We start from the raw sequence: 16,888 nt of genomic DNA, 5'->3' as shown, positions 1-16,888 counted from the left end.
AGAATGAAACAGGTCGGGTACTTCATTTTCAGTATACTGGTAACCTTTCTTTCGGTTACGGGCACTGCGGGGCTCGAAGCCGTTTACGCAGCCGAGACGCTGCCACCGGAAGATGTGCGTTCATGGCAGGAGTCCAATACCTCGTTTCTTCTGGTGGATGTGCGGGCCCGTCAGCTCTTTACGGTCAAACATATTGCGGGAGCGATAAACGTACCGTCCTTCGTGATCGCGAAAAAAGGGCTGCCGCGTGATGAGAAAATTGTGCTTTACGACAGCGGAATCGGATCGCTCGAGGCAAGGGATGCAGCACAAAAGCTTTCCGATGCAGGGTATCCATCGATCTATCTGCTCGACGGGGGACTGTCACGCTGGGAGGTGCTTGGATTTCCCCTTGTAATGCAGGTGGGCGTTGTTGACTCGCGACTCGTTCATTCGATATCGGCCGTAGAGCTTGCCCAGGCTATGAGGGAGGGTGCGGCTCCCCTGCTGATTGACCTTCGTACCAGGGAGCTGTTTGCTGCCGGAACGATTCCCGGAGCGATGAACGTCTCTCCTGAAAGGCTCGGCTCGGTGGTGCAGGGGATGGCAAAGGACTCACTCATTGTTTTCTTTGACGGAGGCAATGGCATCGCAGGCAGACAGGCGGAGATCATGCATAACGCGGGATTTAAAGTAGCTCGCTATCTATTCGGAGGATTTGCGGCGTGGCAGCGCATGAGCAAATAGTGAGACGAATCATACTTGTGCTCCTGCAGGTTCTGCTGCTCGGGACGCTTGCCGCGGCTCATGCGGCAACGCCGGTCGGCGGGATTATCGATACCGATACGGTGTGGACGGCGGCCGGGGGCCCTTATCTCGTGACCTCCGATATCGTTGTCGATAACAGCGCAACGCTCACGGTACAGGCAGGCGCGATCGTCCGATTCCAGCCCGGTGTCAGGCTCATTGTCCAGTTCGGCTCGCTGCGGACGCTCGGCACGAGCGCTTCCCCGGTCCTCTTCACCTCCTCGCAGGATGTCGAGGGCGGCAGTCCGGCCGCGGGCGGATGGGGCGGCATTCTTTTTCTTAACCACACCGCTGATGCTGCCACTATCCTCGATTACACGAACATCCGCTATGGGAGCACGACGACGCTGCAGTCCTCATCGCCGACATTCAATAACTGCGTTTTCGAGAACAACGCAGGATTTGCACTGGCCATAGATCTCTCCTCGTATCCTCATGGGACGGGGAACAGTGCCGCAGGCAACGGTACCGATGGCATTCGCGTCGCCTCCGGCGACATGATCACCTCGGGCGCGTGGGACTTAAAGGGTATTCCCTATTACCTGGAGGGAACGGTCTCCGTCGGTGTTTCACCATCGGTATCGGGCATCTCGCCGATGCATTTTGAGCAAGGCAGCACAACAAGTGCTGTCATTACGGGAACGCGGCTATCAGGGGCGGAAAGGGTCGCCTTTTCGAATCCGCATGTCACTGCCGCCATCCAGGCCGGAGGAACCGATACCTCTATCCCTGTTCAGATTACGGTGGGCAATGCAGTCCCGATGGGAAGCGCCGGTTTTGAAGTGCTGGTTGCAGCCGGCACGGCATCGCTCTCGCCGGGCATAACTGTTATCCAGCCGGTGCCCCGCATTACGGTCCTGACACCCGGAAGGATTCTCGTGGGCCAGCCCGATGTCACCGTGGAGGTCTCGGGATCGAACTTCACCTCCGCCTCGGTCGCGGTCTTTGATGGCGCGGCCCTCGCGACGACCTTCATCTCATCGTCAAAATTAAGCGTGGTCATCCCCAAACAGCCGCTATCGGGGAGCAAGGACCTGCTCGTAAGGAACCCCGACCTGGCGAATCCCGGGGGCTTCCTCTCGTCCAATACGATAACCGTTCCGATCGAGCTGCCGGTCTTTGCCTTCAGCCCCGATACCCTGACGCTCCGTCAGGGAGAATCGGGCACCGCATCGGTCACTATTTCTTACCCGGCGCCTCCGGGCGGACTCAGTGTGGCGCTTACGAGTACGAATCCCGCGATTCTCACCGTTTCCGCAACGGTTACGATTCCCGAGGGCGCGCTCTCGACGCCGGTTGCCATCACCGCAGTGAGCTCCGGAAGCACGAAGAACGAGATCGCCGAGATCCATGCCAACCAGCTGAACTGGATGGGAGGCAAGGTCACGGTAACCGCGCGGCCGCAGCCGACCGTCAATCTCGTTCCGACGTCGATAACAACGGGACAGAGCTTCACGATCTTCCTTACCCTCGCGCTGACCGATCCTGCTCCTGCCGGCGGGCTCCAGGTCACCCTTTCGGCCAGTACGGCAAATATCGTCACCTATCCCGCGGCGGTGAGCATCCCCGGAGGGGCGACACAGGCGCAGGTCACGGTTAATGCGATCAATGTCGGAAGCACAACGATAACGGCGTCAGGAGCAGGATTCATCTCGGGAGATACGAGTACCATTACCGTTCGCCCGATCCAGACCTACAATATCGGACCGATGGTGAGCGCCCCTGTGGGCGTTATGATCCCGACGCCGGCGCCGCCCCCGGCAACCAAGACCGTGGGGCCGCTGCAGAGTGCGCGTGTCGGCGTTGTCGTCGGTTCTGCCGTGACCGGCCTGACGCCCGACAGAGGTAGTATCGGAACGCAAAACCTCCTGGTCCGCGTTAACGGCGTGGGACTCGCGACGGCAACCGGAATCAGCTTCGCTCCGTCGACGGGAATAAGCGTCGTTGACGGCTCTTTCGCAAGGGCCGCAGACGGCAGCTTTGTCGAAGCGATTGTGAGTATCGCGGCTGATGCAGAAGTCGGCGACAGGGTTGTTGTGGTCGCTACACCGGCGGGGTCCGCGCGACCCGTCGCTTCAGGCGCGGACATCTTCAGGGTGACACGGACGCTGCCCGAGATATGGTCGCTCATCCCGAACTACGGGCTGCCGGGAACAACGATGGCCCTCCAGGTAAACGGCCGCAATCTCCAGGGTGCAACCGCGATATCCTTTCTCCCTGAAGAGGGAATTGAGGTTAGTAGTTCGCCGACAGTGAGCGCCGACGGCACGCTGGTCACACTAAGCATCTCTGTTGCGCCTGGTGCAGCGCCCGGAACGAGAACGGTGAGGATCACGACACCTGCCGGAACATCGGACGCAACGCTCACCTTCGGCAACAGCTTCGAGGTGAGAGCGCAGACCGGCGCTCCGTATGAATCTCTCGTATCTCAGCAGGTCGGCGTCATGGTGCCGCCGCCCGCGCCCCAGCCGGTCCAGCGCAGTTACGGGCCGTTCTCGTCAAAGCCGGTCGGTATTGCGGTGGGCTCGACGATAACAGCGATCTCGCCGGTGAGCGGAGCGATAAGCACGCAGGGTCTCCCGGTCAGGATCAGCGGCGCGGGCCTGTCCGCTGCCGATGCGATCTCCTTTGCGCCCGCAGCGGGCATCACGGTCAGGGCGGGGACGATCACGGCAGCGGCTGACGGCAGCTCGCTTGAATTCCTCATCGATATCGCAGCGGATGCGCCGCTCGGGATGCGGTCCGTCGTCGTCGGCGCTGCAAAGCCCGCATCTGCAGGAGCGAATATCTTCAGGGTGACACTGCCCCAGCCCGAGGTCGTGGGTATCGATCCCCTCCAGCGCGAGAAGGGGTCGTCATTTACCCTCACCATTCTCGGAAGGAATCTCGCTTCGGCTACACGTGTGAACTTCAGTCCCGCGGCGGGTATTACGGTCGCCAATCCGCCGACGGTCAATCCCGAGGGTACGGTCGCTACCGTCAATATAATTCTTGATGCCGCGGCGATACCCGGCGACCGCGTCGTCACCGTTACCACGCCCGCAGGGACGACATCGGATACGGCTTCAGTAACGAATACCTTTACCGTGACTGATCTGCCGGGCGTCACCTATTCGTCTCTCGTATCGTTGCCGGTCGGCGTAACAGTGGAGCAGCCCGCGCCTCCTTCCACAGTACAGGCGCAGTACGGTCCTTTCGTTTCACGGGAGGTCGTTGTTTTCGTCGCTCCGGCGCCGGTTCCGACCGCACCGGTACCGGTCACTCCGGTGACCTCGCGTGAGGTGGGCGTGACAGTCGGCGCTGCTGTTACAGGGATAAGTCCGAAGCATATCGAGCCCGGCACGACCGGGACTGTTACCTTATCCGGTGTCGGTTTTGATACGGTCAACGCCCTCCAGATTGCACCTGCCGACGGCATCATCATGGATTCGTGGAGCGCTGCTGCCGACGGAAGGAGCATAAGTATCACCCTTACTGTGCCGATGGGGACATCGAAGGGCCCGAGGACGATAACGCCGCTCACTCCTTCAGGGGCGATAAGGCCCTCGTCCTCCATGGCGAATATACTGATGGTAGGCCCGGCGCCGACGATCACCTCGATTGTGCCGATCGTCGAGGCGGTGGGCAACACCTTTACGCTTACGATCAACGGCAGAGACCTTGCCGAAGCGATGGAGGTGCGCTTTACGCCTTCCGACGGTATTCTGGTCAACAACCCGCCGGCGGTCAATGCAGCGGGGACGATTGCAACAGTCACGATCATCATCGACGGCGCTGCCCAGGGCGGCGAGCGGGTGGTGACGATTACGACGCCCTACGGCACCTCGAGCAGCGCCGCATCCGCGGCGAACACCTTTACCGTGTTCAGGCCCACAGTACGGCATATATCAGACGATGATGCAGGTTATCGTTTTGCGTCCGATGGCCCCTCCGGTACCATGCCGCTGAACAGCGACGGGCCGGGAGGGGACGAGCAGCAACAATTCCTGATGAGCGGCAGCGCTTCCATGAACGGAATCAAGAGGAGCGAGATGAGGCTCCTCCACGAACAGGAGCGTACCGCTTCATCCGAGGCGGCGTATAATGCTGTACATGATATTGGTATAAACGTGAATCAGAAGTATTATTCCTTTACCATAAAGTTCACCGGCTTCAGGGGACCGCCCGAGGCATGATGTTTCTGAAGCGGTGATGAATAACAAAAGGAGGATTTACCAATGTTTTTCCATAAAAGAAATAAATTCAAAGTGACTCTGGGCGTACTCCTCACGGTTGCTAGCATCATGGTTTCGACCAGCGCCTATGCCGTCTTCGACAGCGGCAGCTCGTGCAACAACGCATCCGATCCGGACTGCCTCGGGGCGTTGTCGCCGACGGTCAATACCGAGGTCCAGCTGCCCCCTGACGGCATTCTCGATTACACGACGGTCAGCATTCCCTCGGGGGTAACGGTCACGTTCAAGAGGAATGCGGCAAATACTCCTGTCATCATCAGAACAACGGGGAATGTGACCATAGCCGGGACGATTTCGGTAAGCGGCGCTGCTGCGAAACACTCGGGAACTGCCGGTGACAGCCTGCTCGGCGACGATGGACAGCCCGGGCTCGGCGGGCCCGGCGGCTTCGACGGAGGAATGGGAGGTTATTCTCCCCTTTTCGGCGGAGTCAAGCGGCAGCTTGGCGGCGGGGGGAAAGGCCCAGGCGGAGGACAACCCGGAGGCAGCGATCCAAACAACTGGTGGCCTAATAACGGTACCGGCGGTGGCGGCGGCGGGTATGCTGCTGCAGGCGCTGCAGGTTATTACGGAGGTGGAGGCGGAGGAACATATGGTCAGGCGACAATCCTTCCCCTCATCGGCGGATCTGGCGGTGCTGGCGGCGGGTCTGGTCTCAACTATAACGGCGGCGGCGGCGGTGGTGGCGGCGGCGCTATTCTGATAGCTTCTTCCAGCACAATAACCTTAAGCGGCAACATCTATGCCGACGGTGGCCCCGGCGGCGCAAGTCAGGGGGATGGATGCGGCGGCGGTGGCGGCGCGGGCAGCGGCGGCGCCGTGCGACTGGTCGCTGACACTATTGTACGCACGGCTGGAGCAGTCTATGCCAGGGGTTCAGGGGCCGGCAGCTCGTGCGTTAGCGGCGGCGGTAACGGCGGAGCAGGAAGAATCCGATTCGAATCAAATAATGGCGTTTCGTGTTCTGGATATACTGATCCCAATTGTTCTGTTGGTACGCCTGGCAAGGTTCTCGTTCCGAACAACCCGACGTTGAGAATTTCGAAGGTGAACAACATCTCCATTTCCGCTGATCCTACCGGCGTGGCGGATGTAACGCTCCCCGAGGGAACGGCAAGCGTACCGGTGGAGGTTGAAGCCACCAACATTCCCCGCGGAACGACGGTTACCATTTATGCCGTTCCTGCTTCGGGCAGTAGCAGGACATCGGTGCTTACGGGCGCCCTGAGCGGAGCTTCCGATGCGCTGACGACGGCGACATCAGTCTCCAATATATCTCTTGCCGGCGGCAACAATGTGCTCATGGCAGCCGCGACCTATACCGTGACCGAGATCATCGCCGCCAGCATGCCGACCTTCAACGGCGAGCGCGTGGCGCAGATACGCGTCGAAGCCGGGATGGACGGCAAATCCAGAATCGTCTATATTACGCCCTCGGGCAAGGAATACCCGCAGTCGTAACTCTTGACTGAACAGCAGGCGGACCTGTCTCCATTCAGACAGGTCCGCCTGCCATGTCCCGCTTTCGTTTCACCCTCTACCGCTCTCTTTCTCTCTCCTTATTGTCGCGAGATTAGTCAGCCATTGTGTCAGCCCCTGTCCGGGAACAGCGGGACCGAAACATTTGACTGAGAGGAAAGGTACATCTATTATTTTATATAGGCGCATTCGGCTGTAGCAGGCAGGGCTCATCCTGAAATAAAGAAAAGGAGCACTCTGATGACCGATACAAGCCCGAAACCGGCAAAGGATATCCTCGACCTCTACTTCATGGAGAACCGCGCGCGGATTCTTGATATCGCTTCGTTTCTCGACCGCATCGACCGGTACCGCGATCCTGAGGAGGCCCGAGCCGATTTCCGGTACAAGGCGCTGATGAGGGCGCTGCAGTTCCTTCGGGAATCGGAGTCGGAGAGAACGAAGGCTATCCAGCTCGTTTTCAGCGACACCTCGTCCGGGCCTGTCGAGAGCGCGGTGGGGTTGAAGGCCGTGGGCGCGTGGAACGGGGCATTCGATGGACGTGATTGATCCCCATATTCATATGGTGTCCAGGACGACTGATGACTATATGAAGCTCGCCCTGGGCGGCATCCATACGATTACCGAGCCGGCCTTCTGGGCGGGCTTTGACCGGCGCTCGGTCGAGAGTTTCCACGACTATTTCCACCAGCTCACCGTGGTCGAACCTGCCAGGGCCGCACGGTTCGGCGTACGGCACTACTGCTGGCTCGGCTTGAACTCCAAAGAGGCCGAGAATCTTTCCTTGGCGGAAAAGGTGATCGGTATCATCCCTGAATACCTCGACCGGCCGACGGTCCTCGGACTCGGCGAAATCGGGCTCAATAAGAACAGCAGAAATGAGATAAAAGTCCTTGAGCAGCAGATAGCACTGGCAGCCTCGAGAAATGAGCTGATACTTATTCATACGCCGCATCTCGAAGACAAGCTCAAGGGGACGCGGCTCATCCTCGATATGATCCTCAATGAGCCGCGGATCAGCCCGTCGCGCGTACTCATCGACCATGCGGAAGAGCACACGATCCCCGAGATCAAGTCAAAAGGTTTCTGGTACGGCCTCACTCTTTATCCGCACTCCAAGGGAAGTCCGGAACGAGCAGTTGATGCCGTCGAGATCTACGGTCCGGAAAACGTATGCATCAACTCTTCAGCAGACTGGAGCGTGAGCGACCCTCTGGCCACACTGAAGACCGCCAATGAAATGAGACGCCGCGGACACAGCGAAGAGCTGATTCAACGAGTTTTCTACGAGAACCCCAAGTTCTTCCTCAGCCAGTGTCCGAAGTTTAATAAATGATGATCACGTATTGCACTAACATTCATCCCGGTGAGCGCTGGGATGACGTGCGGGGCGCGCTCTTCAGACATCTCCCCGCGATAAAGAGCGCCGTCTCGCCGGATGAACCGTTTCCCATCGGCCTCCGGCTCTCGCATCGCGCAGCTCAGGAGATCAGTGAGGGGATGTCACGGGAATTGCTCGACTGGTGCGAGGAGCAGGGCTGTTTCATCCCCACCATCAACGGCTTCCCTTACGGCGACTTTCATGCAAAGGCGGTCAAGGAAAGGGTGTATCTGCCTGACTGGAGGTCGCCTGAACGGGTCTCGTATACAAAGCGGCTCGCCGATGTCTTGGACTTTTGGTTGCCCCCTGGCGTGACCGGGTCCATCTCGACGGTGCCGGTCGGGTTCAAGAGGTTTATCCAGGGGACGGATTATCCGGCAATTACCCGGAACCTCATCAGTGTGCTTGAGCACCTCAGTGGACTTAGTCAGAGGAGCGGTAAGCATATCATCCTTGCCCTGGAGGCTGAGCCCGGCTGCGTTCTGGAGACTACGGATGACATTGTCGATTTTTTCGATACGATTCCTGTTCCTCTTGGTCTGCGGGAGCATCTCGGCATCTGTTTTGACTGCTGCCATCAGGCGGTGCTGTTCGAGGATCCTGCTGCATCGCTCGCGTCACTTTCTGCGGCCGGCATAAGGATAGGCAAAGTCCAGGTATCGTCGGCTCTGCGGCTGACTGATTTCGATAGGGGGGGCAAGGGAATATTCCAAGAACCCGTCTATCTGCACCAGGTTGCGATCAGGCGGCATGGTGACATCATCCGCTATGATGACCTGCCCGAGGCCCTGGCAAATCACAGGAGCAGCCCAGGAGAAGAGTGGCGTGTCCATTTTCATATGCCGATATTCATGGAGGGGACATCATCGTATGGCACAACTCGCTCTTTTATCGAGGAGATGATTCCACTCCTCAGCGGAGATACGCTGCTGGAAGTCGAAACATATACGTGGAGCGTCCTGCCTCCCGATATGCGGTCGGGAAGCATTACCGAGTCAATATGCCGCGAGCTATTATGGTTGAGATCAAAGGTCGATGAAACGAACTGTAGTCCTTAATGTCGTCGGACTTACCTCCTCTCTCATCGGAGCGCACACGCCGCATCTGCGATCACTGATGCGGTGTTGCATCCCCATAAAGACTATTACGCCGGCGGTAACCTGCCCGGTTCAGTCGACCTATCTCACCGGGAAGCTGCCTGCGGATCACGGCATTGTCGGCAACGGCTGGTATTTCCGCGATCTGGCGGAGGTGATGTTCTGGCGGCAGTCCAACAGGCTCGTGCAGTCCGAGAAGGTCTGGCACAGGGCGAAAAGGCGCGATCCCTCTTTTACGTGCGCGAATAATTTCTGGTGGTACAACATGGCCACCGACGTCGACTGGGCGGTCACCCCCAGGCCCCTCTATTGCGCCGACGGCAGAAAGCTTCCCGATTGCTACAGTATCCCCCTCCACCTCAGGGATAGGTTCAATAAAGAGCTCGGTCAGTTCCCGCTCTTTCAATTCTGGGGCCCGGGAACTTCCCTCGCCTCGAGCGAGTGGATCGCAAAAGCAGCGATGGCAATAGAGGAAGAGTTCGAACCGACACTCAACCTCGTCTATCTCCCGCACCTCGACTACGTGCTTCAGCGGGTCGGTCCGCACGGAGACATCGCGAAGGATGTCTCTGAAATCGACGGGCTGTGCGGGAGACTGATCGATTTTTTCACGGAGCGCGGGTGCAGGGTTGTGGTGCTCTCCGAGTATGGAATAACCGCAGTCGACCGCCCGATACACCCGAACCGGCTCTTGAGAAAAGCGGGATATCTTACGGTAAAGGTCGACCTCGGCAGGGAGTACCTCGATCCCGGACCGTCGCGGGCCTTTGCCGTATCAGACCACCAAATAGCCCATGTGTATATTCGCAATCAATCCGATATTCCTGCGATAAAAGAACTTTTTGAACAAACTCCGGGAGTTGAGCGGGTCCTCGACCGTGAGGGCAAGGAGGAATACGGACTCAACCACGAGAGGGCAGGGGAGCTGGTGCTTATTGCTTCCCGTGAAAGCTGGTTCACGTACTACTTTTGGGATGATGATGCAAGGGCCCCGGATTACGCCCGGACCGTTAATATCCACGCAAAGCCCGGCTATGATCCCTGCGAGCTCTTCATCGATCCGGCCATCCGTCTTCCGAAGATAAAAGTAGCAGGCGAACTGGTTAAAAAGGCGCTCGGCTTCCGCATGCTCATGGACGTGATCCCTCTCGACGCATCGCTCGTGAAGGGGTCTCACGGAAGGGTGACCGACAGCGATGAGGAGGGACCGCTCTTTGCGACGACCGAGCCGAAACTGTTGAGAGGAGCGGGTATCGCAGCGACTGACGTAGCAGCGCTCATGCTCGATCATGTCTTTCTGGACTAGTCTGCGATGAGCGTTCGGGCAATAAAGCCTTTCCTCGAGCTCTGCAGAATCAGCAATCTCCCTACGGTCTGGACAAATGTCATCGCTGCCGTAGTCCTCTCTGTTCCGGAGGCCCGGTGGTCACTCATAGGTATCCTCGCGCTGTCCCTGTCTTCATTCTATATGGGAGGCATGTGCCTGAACGATATCTATGATCGGGAGGCAGACCGCACGGGAAAGCCCTTTCGCCCGCTTCCCTCCGGGAGAGTCCCGGTAAGGGCGGCCTTTTATCTCACCGCCATGCTCTTTGCTGCAGGGCTCCTGCTTCTTCTGGTTATCCCTTACCGGGAAGCGTTGTGGGCCGGGTTCGTTCTGTTCATCGTTATCGTCCTTTACGACAAGTTCCATAAGACTCACCCGGCCAGTATCATGCTCATGGCCATGAGCAGAGCGATGGTATTCGTCATAGCGGGGATAGCGGCGGCGGGGGCGGTGACGGTCACCGCAGCAATAGCGGGCGTGGTGCAGTTCTGCTATACCCTCCTGATCAGCACGATCGCACGGGTCGAAAATACAAGGAAAGAGCGTTTCCCGTTCCCTGTTATTCCTGCCATGATTGCATGCATCTCCCTTATCGATGGGGCGTTGATGGCCTCCTTTGCTTCCCCGTCATGGCTGTTGGCCGGTTTGGCAGGCGCACTGCTCACCCTAGCGGGACAGGCATATGTCCGGGGCGATTGATCGCTTATCGTTATGAGTCATGCCCTGCTGCCGAAGCGTTGGTTAGCTCGGCATCGATGAGGTATTTTATCGGGAATACGTGGTACTATAATTGTTATTGCATGCTTTCCCTGTTTGCACGGGGAAGAGGAGGAGCAGGATGCGGAAGTACTATCTGGTGACCTTCGGTTGCCAGATGAATGTCCATGATTCGGAGAAGATCGCCGGGCTCCTGGAGTCCGAAGCGTATACCGAGGCGGAAAGCCCGAGAGACGCGGACGTCATCGTCTTCAACACCTGCAGCATCAGGGAGAAGGCAGAGCAGAAGTTCTTCAGCAGCCTCGGAAGGCTAAGGACGTTGAAGATGAAAAAGCCGGGCGTGAAGATCGCCGTAGCCGGCTGTGTCGCCCAGCAGAAGGCGGACGAGATACGGGAGAGGGCGCCCTTCGTCGATTTCATAGTAGGACCGCAAAACATCCATGCCTTCAGGACGATCATCGCATCGCCATCAGCTCCTGCTTATAAGCATGATGATACCTATACGGGGGACAATCCCTCGATCACCGAGCTCGATCTGCCGGCGTCGCGCACCGATACGGTCCGGGCGTGGGTAAACATCATGTACGGCTGCGACAACTTTTGCAGCTACTGCATCGTCCCCTATACCAGGGGCAGGGAGAAGAGCAGGCCGAGCGGGAGCATTATCAGCGAGATCCGGGCGCTTTCCGAGAAAGGGTATAAGGAGGTGACGCTCCTCGGGCAGAATGTGAACTCTTACCGGAGCGATACGGACTTCCCGGGCCTCCTCGGGAGAATCGACAGTATCCCGGGTATCGAACGGATCCGCTTCGTCACGTCCCATCCGAAAGACCTTTCGGATGACCTGGTCTATGCGATCAGGGACTTCGAAAAGGTCTGCGAGCATATACACCTGCCCCTTCAATCGGGCTCGACGAAGATCCTCGGGCTCATGAACCGGAACTATACCTATGACGACTACCTGAGGAGGGTCGGTTTCCTCAAGAAGGAGATACCCGGGATCGCCATAACCACGGATATCATAGCGGGGTTTCCCCAAGAGAAGGATGAGGACCATCGTGCCACGCTGAGGGCGCTCGGGGAGATCGAATTCGACGGCCTCTTTGCCTTCAACTATTCTCCGAGGCCGGGGACGACGGCTGCGACGATGGAAGGGCATATAGACGATGCCCTCAAGTCGCAGCGGCTCTACGAGATCCTCGAGCTCCAGAACGGGGTCACCGACCGAAAAAACAAGACCTTGGAAGGAACCCTGCAAGAGATACTTGTAGAAGGATCGGACGAAAAAGAGAGAGGGCTGCTCACCGGCAGAACGCGGGCGAACAAGATCGTTACGCTCCCTTCCTCTCCCGCAATCGAGCGGGGTGACCGCGTTCTCGTCAAGATCGTCAGGGCACACAGGCATTCACTCGAGGGAGCAGCGGTCGAGAGGTCATGAAAGTAGCCATTCTCACGCTCGGGTGCAAGACCAACCAGGCCGAGAGCTTTCATTGGGAAGCTTTCCTCGGCAGGGAAGGGCACCGGATAGTCGAGCTTGAAGAGCGGCCCGATATCTGCATCATCAATACCTGCACTGTCACTGCCAAGGCCGATTACCAGTCGAGGCAGCTTATCCAGAGGGCCTTGAGGAATAAGGCCAGAGTCATAGTGACCGGCTGCTACGCAGAGCTCCGCGGGGACGAGATACGGAAGCTCGATGATACGATCCGGGTAGTCAAAAACAGCGATAAACAGAACATCGGCGCTCTTATCTCAAGCGGCACATTAACGCGGACGCTCGCACTGCCTGTTTATCCGCGGCAGCGCCCTATCGTCAAGGTCCAGGACGGGTGCGATTTTTCGTGCTCCTATTGTGCGATCACCATGGCGCGGGGGAGATCGAGGAGCGTTCTTCCTGAAGAGGTCATCAGTGAGGTCCGGTCGTATGAGGCTGCCGGATACGGGGAGATCGTACTGACCGGGATACACCTCGGCCTCTATGGCCTGGACCTCGTTCCGCGGCTCTCTCTTTCCGGCCTGTTGAAGAAGCTCTTGCATGCCACCCATAAGGTCCGCTTCAGGCTCAGCTCTCTCGAAATTAAAGAGGTGAATGAGGAAATCCTCGATCTCCTGAGTGACAGACGACTATGCAGGCATCTGCACCTCTCGATCCAGAGCGGCGACGACACCGTACTCTCTTTGATGAGGAGGAGGTATCGAAGAGAGGATCTCATTGCAGGGCTGGGGTCCCTGGTGAAAAGGCAGCCTGACTGCGGGCTCGGGGCAGACATCATCGCCGGATTCCCGGGAGAGGGCGAAGAGGAGTTCAGGAACACCAGGGAGCTTCTGGAAGCGTTTCCCTTTTCCTATATCCACGCATTCCCGTACTCGCGCCGTCCCGGCACCGAGGCCTCATCGTACCCGGGCCAGGTCTCTGACGAGGTCAAAAAACGTCGTGCAGAGGTATTGAGGGCGATCGGCGAGACGAAGCGGACCGGCTTCATTCAGAGGCAGAGCAGCTCCGGAAAGACCCTCGAGGTCATTGTCGAACAGAAAGAGCGTAATGGTTTTACAGCTACCTCCGATAATTATATAAAGGTGTTCCTCGATACGTCGGCATACGACGGACCGCTGCGCGAGGGAATGCTTATATTTGCGCGGCTTACGGGCCATCACAACGGGAGAGCCCTGGGAATGCCCATAAACTCCGGGGAACTCCTTAACAAATAAAAAAATTTAATATGCCTACAAGTTGTACATCTCCGCTGAAACCCAGCATTTCCGCTCTGAGATAACAGATACTAACTCCCTTGATAACAACTTCCTGACAATCGCTGTTTGTCCAGAATGTCTGATAAGATATATTATGTAAAGTTATTAAAATATGTATTCCTGTGAAATCAGCCGGTTCGACCCTCAACTCTCCCCGCAGCCGCGGGATTCCGGTAAAACGTCACTGAAACGCCACGATCTGTTAACAATTCTCGCAAGCGCGTCATGCTCTATCCGGCCCGATCCGGGTGCCCCTTTTTGAGATACCCTCTCTTTACTGTTTGTCATTTGAGAAAAAATAATGATATATTCAATATCACTTCAGTAAGGGAGGCTGACACTGCATGAGATTTTCGAGGATGTTCATTCCCACCATGAGAGAAGTTCCTGCCGATGCAGAGGCAGTGAGCCATAAGCTCATGCTGCGCGCCGGCTACGTCCGTCAGCTCGCCGCCGGACTTTATATACTCCTCCCCCTCGGATTGCGCGTTATGCACAGGATCAACGCGATCATGCGGGAGGAGATGAACGCTATCGGCGGACAGGAGATCTCGATGCCGATCCTCCACCCTGCCGAGATATGGCAGAAGACCGGCCGCTGGTACGATATCAAAGAGGAGATGTTCCGCCTCAAGGACAGGACCGACCGCGACATGTGTCTCGGTATGACCCACGAAGAGATCATGACCTGGCTCGCGGCACGCGAAATCCGCTCCTATAGAGACCTTCCCCAGGTATGGTACCAGATACAGACGAAGCTCCGGGACGAGGCGCGCCCCAAGAGCGGTATCCTGCGGACGAGAGAGTTCGTCATGAAGGACAGCTACAGCTTCGATACGGATGAGGAAGGTCTCGACCGCAATTACCGGCTCCATGCCGATGCCTATCATCGCATTTTCGGCAGGTGCGGCCTCACCTTCTACCAGGCAGAGTCGGATACGGGGATGATGGGCGGCGCTGCTGCCCATGAGTTCATGGCGCCGAGCCCTGCGGGAGAGGATGATATCGTCCTTTGCGATCAATGCGGTTATACGGCCAATGTTGAAGTGGCGCGCTCGGTCTCGCGGCCGGTCGAAGACAAGCAGTGGCCGTACGAGGAGGTCCATACTCCGCAAAAAAGAACGGTCAAGGAGGTCTCCTCCTTTCTCTCTGCCGAGCCCGCCTGCTTCATAAAAAGTCTCCTGATGATGGCGTCGGCTGGGCCGGTTCTGGTTTTACTGCGCGGTGATCAGGAGTTGCACGAAAAGAAGCTCACGAAGCTCATCGGCCCCTTCAGGCAGGCGACCAGAGATGAAGTGGTCGCCATTCTGGGGGTCGAGGCAGGGTTTATCGGCCCGATGGGGCATGAGAATGTACGTATCATCGCAGACCCCGCGTTGCAGCAGGGGACGTATATCTCGGGCGCCAACAAGGGCGATTATCATGCCAAGGGAATAAGGCCGGGAGTCCACTTCAATGCCGAATGGCACGATCTCCACGTGGCGAAGGAAGGAGATTTCTGTCCCCGGTGTCCTGAAAAAAAGGCGCCGCTCCGCCTCGAAAGGGTGATCGAGATCGGGAATATCTTCAAGCTGGGAACGAAGTATTCCGTGCCGCTCGAGGCCTTCTTCCTGGACAAGGACGGGCAGAAGAAGCCCATAATCATGGGGAGTTACGGCATAGGACCTGCCAGGATCGCTGCTGCTGCCCTTGAGCAGAACCATGACAAGGACGGCATCGTCTGGCCCCGGTCGATAGCGCCTTTCGATATTGAGCTCATTCCCCTCGGCGTAACCGATGCGCGGACTGTTGAAGTCGCCGAGATATTGTATAACGAGTTGAAAGCCGAGGGCCTCGCAGTGCTTGTCGATGACAGGGATGAGCGTCCCGGCGTAAAATTCAAGGATGCCGACCTTATCGGCATCCCCTTCCACGTGGTCATCGGCGAAAAGGGCTTGAAAGAAAACAGCGTGGAGATCAAGATCCGGCGTACGAGAGAGACGAGAAAGGTCCCGGTGTCATCTCTGAAACAGGAAGTTCTCACCCTGCTCAATGCATCGGGGATCTGACAGCTGTTCCGCACCGCTTGCTGTCATCGATGTGGGGACCAATACGCTGCGGCTCCTCATAGGCTGTTTCAGCAGGGGAAGACTCCAAAGAATCGCTGCTGAAAGAGCGGTGACCCGCCTCGGCAGACAGCTCATGGCAACAGGGCTTCTCGACAGAGAGGGCGCTTTACATTCAATAGCAACCCTCCTTGAATTTAAAGCTATCTGTAAAAAGAAGGGCGTGCGTCGCATCTCGGCGCTCGGAACAAGCGCACTGAGAGAGGCCCGCGACAGCGGTGCTTTCGTGAACGAGGTGCGCGAACGCACCGGCATCTCGATCGAGATTATCAGCGGCGAACGGGAAGCCGAGCTGACCCTGAAAGGGATTGTGAATGACTATGCATCTACAGCCGGCCCTGCCGTCGTCCTGGATATCGGCGGCGGCAGCACCGAATGGATTCTCTACGGCGAGGGCTCTGCAAGGGAGAGTATACCGATAGGGGCATTAAAGCTCCACGAGCAGTTCATCACGAGCGATCCCCCTATCGCTGAGGATGTCGAAAGGCTCAAAAACTATATAGATAAGTTCGTTATCGATTCCTTTTTAAAGTACTCTCGGCAGAAGAAGTCACCGCTCGATCCTGCGGCAAAGCGCCTCATCGCCACGGGAGGGACGGCGACGACAGTCGCTGCTATCGATATGGCGCTCGGGGTGTACGACGGCGAGAGGGTCCATCTGCATACCCTTTTCCGTCCTTCGGTCGAAGCCATACTCCGAAGACTCGTCCTGCTCCCTGCTAAGGAAAGGGCCGGCACTCCCGGGCTCGAGCCCGAACGCGCCGAGATCATCATTCCCGGGCTCCTTATCCTGCTCGCCTTTATGGATGCGCTCAGGATAGACTCCCTCGTTGTCAGCGACCACGGCCTCCTCGAGGGAGCGCTCATGGAACTGGTCGAGAATTCCTAGTGGTGAGCGGACGGGGGCTATGCGGTTTTGAGGGGAATTCCTGGCTCTGGTGCAGCCCATAAAGGCGAAGCCTTTGGGGCGAACCACCGTTGCGGGTGCATCTGCGCAGATCGAGTACAAC

12 protein-coding genes are annotated in these 16,888 nt (G+C 57.7%); all 12 read left to right on the top strand.

What is annotated here, in order from left to right; translation table 11 throughout:
• Positions 1-3 precede the first annotated feature (3 nt).
• The 12 genes from AB1805_01780 (at position 4) to AB1805_01725 (ending at position 16,767) form a co-directional block, all read left to right on the top strand.
• Positions 4-726, top strand: a complete 723-nt coding sequence (locus tag AB1805_01780; protein ID MEW5744158.1) for a rhodanese-like domain-containing protein — start codon at positions 4-6, stop codon at positions 724-726.
• Positions 726-4,961 carry an IPT/TIG domain-containing protein gene (locus tag AB1805_01775; protein ID MEW5744157.1) on the top strand — a complete coding sequence of 1,412 codons (4,236 nt, stop codon included), beginning with the start codon at positions 726-728 and terminating at the stop codon, positions 4,959-4,961. Before AB1805_01780 ends, AB1805_01775 begins: the two co-directional genes overlap by 1 nt.
• 42 nt (positions 4,962-5,003) lie before the next feature.
• Positions 5,004-6,482 carry a hypothetical protein gene (locus tag AB1805_01770; GenBank protein MEW5744156.1) on the top strand — a complete coding sequence of 493 codons (1,479 nt, stop codon included), beginning with the start codon at positions 5,004-5,006 and terminating at the stop codon, positions 6,480-6,482.
• 258 nt (positions 6,483-6,740) lie between these two features.
• Complete coding sequence (locus AB1805_01765; GenBank protein ID MEW5744155.1) at positions 6,741-7,049, top strand: hypothetical protein; 309 nt, start codon at positions 6,741-6,743, stop codon at positions 7,047-7,049.
• Positions 7,036-7,836, top strand: coding sequence for a TatD family hydrolase (locus AB1805_01760; protein MEW5744154.1), 801 nt, complete (start codon positions 7,036-7,038; stop codon positions 7,834-7,836). The genes AB1805_01765 and AB1805_01760 overlap by 14 nt, the downstream gene beginning before the upstream one ends.
• On the top strand, positions 7,833-8,939 hold the full coding sequence (gene eboE / locus AB1805_01755; protein ID MEW5744153.1) for a metabolite traffic protein EboE: 1,107 nt from the start codon (positions 7,833-7,835) through the stop codon (positions 8,937-8,939). The genes AB1805_01760 and eboE overlap by 4 nt, the downstream gene beginning before the upstream one ends.
• Positions 8,917-10,284, top strand: coding sequence for a nucleotide pyrophosphatase/phosphodiesterase family protein (locus AB1805_01750; protein MEW5744152.1), 1,368 nt, complete (start codon positions 8,917-8,919; stop codon positions 10,282-10,284). Before eboE ends, AB1805_01750 begins: the two co-directional genes overlap by 23 nt.
• Before the next feature lie 6 nt (positions 10,285-10,290).
• Positions 10,291-11,004 carry a UbiA family prenyltransferase gene (locus tag AB1805_01745; GenBank protein ID MEW5744151.1) on the top strand — a complete coding sequence of 238 codons (714 nt, stop codon included), beginning with the start codon at positions 10,291-10,293 and terminating at the stop codon, positions 11,002-11,004.
• A 139-nt stretch (positions 11,005-11,143) separates the two neighbouring features.
• On the top strand, positions 11,144-12,460 hold the full coding sequence (gene miaB / locus AB1805_01740) for a tRNA (N6-isopentenyl adenosine(37)-C2)-methylthiotransferase MiaB (GenBank protein MEW5744150.1): 1,317 nt from the start codon (positions 11,144-11,146) through the stop codon (positions 12,458-12,460).
• On the top strand, positions 12,457-13,731 hold the full coding sequence (gene mtaB / locus AB1805_01735; GenBank protein MEW5744149.1) for a tRNA (N(6)-L-threonylcarbamoyladenosine(37)-C(2))-methylthiotransferase MtaB: 1,275 nt from the start codon (positions 12,457-12,459) through the stop codon (positions 13,729-13,731). Before miaB ends, mtaB begins: the two co-directional genes overlap by 4 nt.
• A gap of 386 nt (positions 13,732-14,117) precedes the next feature.
• Positions 14,118-15,821 carry a proline--tRNA ligase gene (locus tag AB1805_01730; protein MEW5744148.1) on the top strand — a complete coding sequence of 568 codons (1,704 nt, stop codon included), beginning with the start codon at positions 14,118-14,120 and terminating at the stop codon, positions 15,819-15,821.
• Positions 15,805-16,767 (top strand): hypothetical protein, encoded by a 963-nt coding sequence (locus AB1805_01725; protein MEW5744147.1) that lies wholly within the window; start codon positions 15,805-15,807, stop codon positions 16,765-16,767. The genes AB1805_01730 and AB1805_01725 overlap by 17 nt, the downstream gene beginning before the upstream one ends.
• Positions 16,768-16,888: the final 121 nt, after the last annotated feature.

Source organism: Nitrospirota bacterium, from assembly GCA_040752355.1.
Lineage (GTDB): Bacteria > Nitrospirota > Thermodesulfovibrionia > Thermodesulfovibrionales > Dissulfurispiraceae > JBFMCP01.
This window is presented reverse-complemented; position numbering and strand designations above follow the sequence as displayed.